Origin of the sequence: Bacillus sp. AP50, from assembly GCF_040492675.1 — a bacterium.
Lineage (GTDB): Bacteria > Bacillota > Bacilli > Bacillales > Bacillaceae_G > Bacillus_A > Bacillus_A cereus.
On the sequence record NZ_JBEUTW010000011.1, the window covers coordinates 1 to 3,790 of the forward strand.

Genomic DNA, 3,790 nt, shown 5'->3' on the forward strand with positions numbered 1-3,790 from the left:
GGGTCCTTCAGTTTGCTTCTTACAGTTTTGATGCTTCTGTGGGAGATATTTTTCATACGCTATTATCTGGTGCTACCCTTTATATCTGTGATAAGGAGATTTTTCTTTCTGGGCAAGAGTTTGTTAAGTGGTTGGAAGAAAATGCGATAAATTCCATTCCTTTTATTCCCCCATCCATGTTAAAAGCACTTCCGTTTGCTGAACTGCCAGATTTACATACGTTAAGCACCAGCGGGGAAGCGTTACCTGTAGATCTGGTGAAAGTATGGGGAAGAAACAGGAGATTTTTAAATGCATATGGACCTACTGAAACAGTAGTGGATGCTACTATTGGCGAATGCAGTCCAGAGCTGAATAAAGTGGTGATTGGAAAACCAATTGCCAATAAGCGTGTTTATATCTTTAATAAAGACCTCCAGCTGCAACCTATAGGGGTTCCAGGAGAACTCTTTATAGGAGGAGAGGGAGTAGCTCGCGGATATTTAAATAGAGGAGATATGACAAAGGAGCGTTTCATTGTTAATCCATATCAAGTGAATGAAAAGATTTATAGGACGGGAGATATTGTTCGCTGGCTGTCCGATGGAAATATAGAGTTTTTAGGCCGGAATGATGAGCAAGTAAAAATCAGGGGCTACCGAGTTGAATTGGGAGAAATAGAAACCAAGCTGACTGAACATGCTTTTGTCAAAGAAGCAGTCGTTGTTCTCAAGGATCGTAATTTATGTGCCTATATCGTTTCTGAGAGAGACTGGATGGTTACAGAGATGCGCCAGCACCTGCAGAAAGAGCTGCCTGAATATATGATCCCTTCATACTTTATAAGGCTGAATTCTCTACCGCTTACACCTAATGGGAAAATAGATAAGAAATCTCTTCCAGAACCTGATTTTACGATGGACGAAGGAACGGAGTACACTGCACCTCTCTCTGAAATGGAGAAGCTGCTTGCAGATGTATGGAAGGGAGTTCTACGGGTGGAGCGTGTAGGAATCCATGATAATTTCTTCGAACTGGGAGGTGACTCTATTAAAGCCATTCAGATCGCTGCAAGGTTAAATGAGCTCAATTTAAAGCTGAACATGATGGAAATGTTTAAAAATCCAACTATATATGAATTGAGTCCATTTATTGAGTCTTTCCAGACAGAAGCCAAACAGAGTGCAATTGAGGGAACAATTCCTCTTACTCCTATACAGCATTGGTTTTTAGAACAGGAATTTGAAAGGCCAGAGCACTTTAATCAATCGATGATGTTGTTTAGGAAAGAAGGATGGAAGCCTGAATTAATAGAGAACTGCTTCAGAAAACTATGCGAGCATCATGATGCATTGCGGATTGCTTTTTCTTTGGATTCTTCCTCTCAGTATAATCGGGGAACACAGGGGATTGAGTGCACTGTAAAAAACTTTGATTTTAGGGGTATGGAAAATCCTGTTTCTTTAATTGAGAAGGAGGCAAATCGAATACAGGGAAGCATCCAGTTTTCTAATGGCTCGCTTTTCAAGCTGGCAGTGTTCAACACAGAAGAAGGTAGCCATTTGCTAATCGCCATTCACCACCTGATAATAGACGGAGTATCATGGAGGATCCTCCTTGAGGATTTTTACCGCCTATATGAAAAAGGGGATGATTCTCTTCCGGCAAAAACAACTTCTTATCAGGATTGGGCTAATGGACTTGCACAATACGTATCGAGTCGCAAAAATGAAAAAGAGGTTGTTTATTGGAGAAACATTCAGTCTAAGACAATACCAACATTGCCTAAAGACTATCAGTATTCAGGTAGGCATCTATATGAAGATTTACAAATAGAAGGGATATTGTTAAACAAAAATGAAACCATCATGCTTTTAACTGAGGTACACAAGGTATTTCAGACAGAAATTAATGATCTTCTTCTAGCTGCTCTCGCAATGACAATAAAGGAGTGGACAGGAGAAAATACTCTGGCCGTTAGTCTGGAAGGTCATGGAAGAGAAGAGTTGATAGATGGAATGGATCTAAGCAGAACGGTAGGATGGTTTACAAGCATATTCCCCGTCATCTTTGAACTGGATTCAGGCAATATGGCATCTGTTATTAAGACTGTTAAAGAGACCCTCCGAAAGGTACCAAAAAAGGGAGCTGGGTATGGAGTTTTCAAGTATTTAAATTCAAGTGTAGCTATAGGAAAGACGATAGAGCCTGAAATTAGTTTTAACTACCTTGGAGCTTTTGAAGAAGACGATGTTCAACTCTACTCTAGCATGCCGATGGGCCGACAAATTAGCGGAAAGAACCATCAGGAGCATTTACTTGAATGGAATGGAATGGTGGTAGGAGGAGTTTTACAGATTAATATCAGCTACAATCCAAAGGTATTTAGTAAGAGAACTATTAAGATGCTAGGAAGCCTTTATCGTCAAAATCTAGTCGCTCTGATGAAGTTTTGTAGCGAAAAAGATGAAATCGAGCTTACTCCAAGTGATTTCAGTGAGAATGATATGACTCTAGACGAGTTGGACAATATTTTTGAAGTTTTCGAATCAAAAAAATAGCCTAGATAAATAAATTAGGAGTGAAGTAGATGTTTGACAGAAAAAACGTCAAGGATATTTATCGGTTATCCCCCATGCAGCAAGGAATGTTATTTCACACAATTAAAGATCAGAAAAATCAAGTGTATTTTGAACAACTGTCCTTTGATATAGAAGGTTCTGTGAACATAGATTGTCTAATAGCTAGTGTTAATGCTCTCATAGAAAAGTATGATGTTTTAAGAACTATATTTTTATATGAAAAAATAAAGCGTCCGATGCAGATTGTATTAAAGAACAGAGAAGCATCAGTTTATACTGAGGATATTTCAAATATGCCTGAGGCACAACGTTCGGCTTACCTAAAGGAATATAAAAAGAAAGACCGGGAGAGAGGTTTTGACCTCTCCCGGGATCTGCTTATTCGGTTTTCTCTTTTTAAAACGGGAGAAAGTACAAATCTACTACTGATAAGCAGCCATCATATTCTGATGGACGGCTGGTGTATGGATGTTGTTTTAAGTGATTTATTCAATTTCTATTATATGTATCTTAATAATCTCCCAGTAAAAGTTGAAAAAACAATCCCGTACAGCTCCTTTATTAGGTGGCTTGATGAACAAAATGAAGAAGAGGCGAGATCTTTCTGGAAGAACTATCTTCACGAATATAAAGAGATATCGAGAATTCCTTATCATAAGCTATCTAACTCTTCAGAAAATGTTAGAGAAGAGTTGCATTTTGGACTGGGAGAATCTCTTACGGGGCAGTTACAGCAGTTGGCCAATATGAATCAGGTTACGATGAATACACTTATTCAAACATTCTGGGGGATTCTCCTGCAAAAATTAAATGATACCAGAGACGTAGTTTTCGGCTCTGTTGTTTCGGGAAGGCCTTCAGAAATTTATGGGGTCGAAAAGATTGTCGGATTGTTTATTAATACTATTCCTGTTAGGGTTTCAGCTACTGAAGAAGAAACGCTGGTGGGATTAATTAAAAAAGTTCAAGAGCAATCCCTGCTTGCTGGAAAATATGATTATTTATCACTTGCGGATATTCAAAGCAATGGGGAAGTATCAGGTATGTTATTTGACCATATTATGGCTTTTGAAAATTATCCAGTAAACTCTTCGGAGCAAGTAGAACATGCTACGGGGGGGATTGGATTTACTGTAACAGGAATGGAAGCCTACGAACAGACAAACTATGACTTGGCGATTCAGCTTCATGCAGGTGAAGAGTTAAATGGAAAAATAACATATAACGGA

General features: G+C 38.8%; 2 protein-coding genes. Both read left to right on the forward strand.

Translation table 11 applies throughout. From position 1 onward, the window contains the following. Positions 1-2,540 (forward strand): condensation domain-containing protein (locus tag ABWK52_RS01400; protein WP_141537380.1); only part of this gene is annotated, 2,540 nt, incomplete at its 5' end. 29 nt (positions 2,541-2,569) lie between these two features. Then, positions 2,570-3,790, forward strand: a 1,221-nt coding sequence (locus tag ABWK52_RS01405; RefSeq protein ID WP_353771866.1) for a condensation domain-containing protein, incomplete at its 3' end; no start/stop codon positions are given.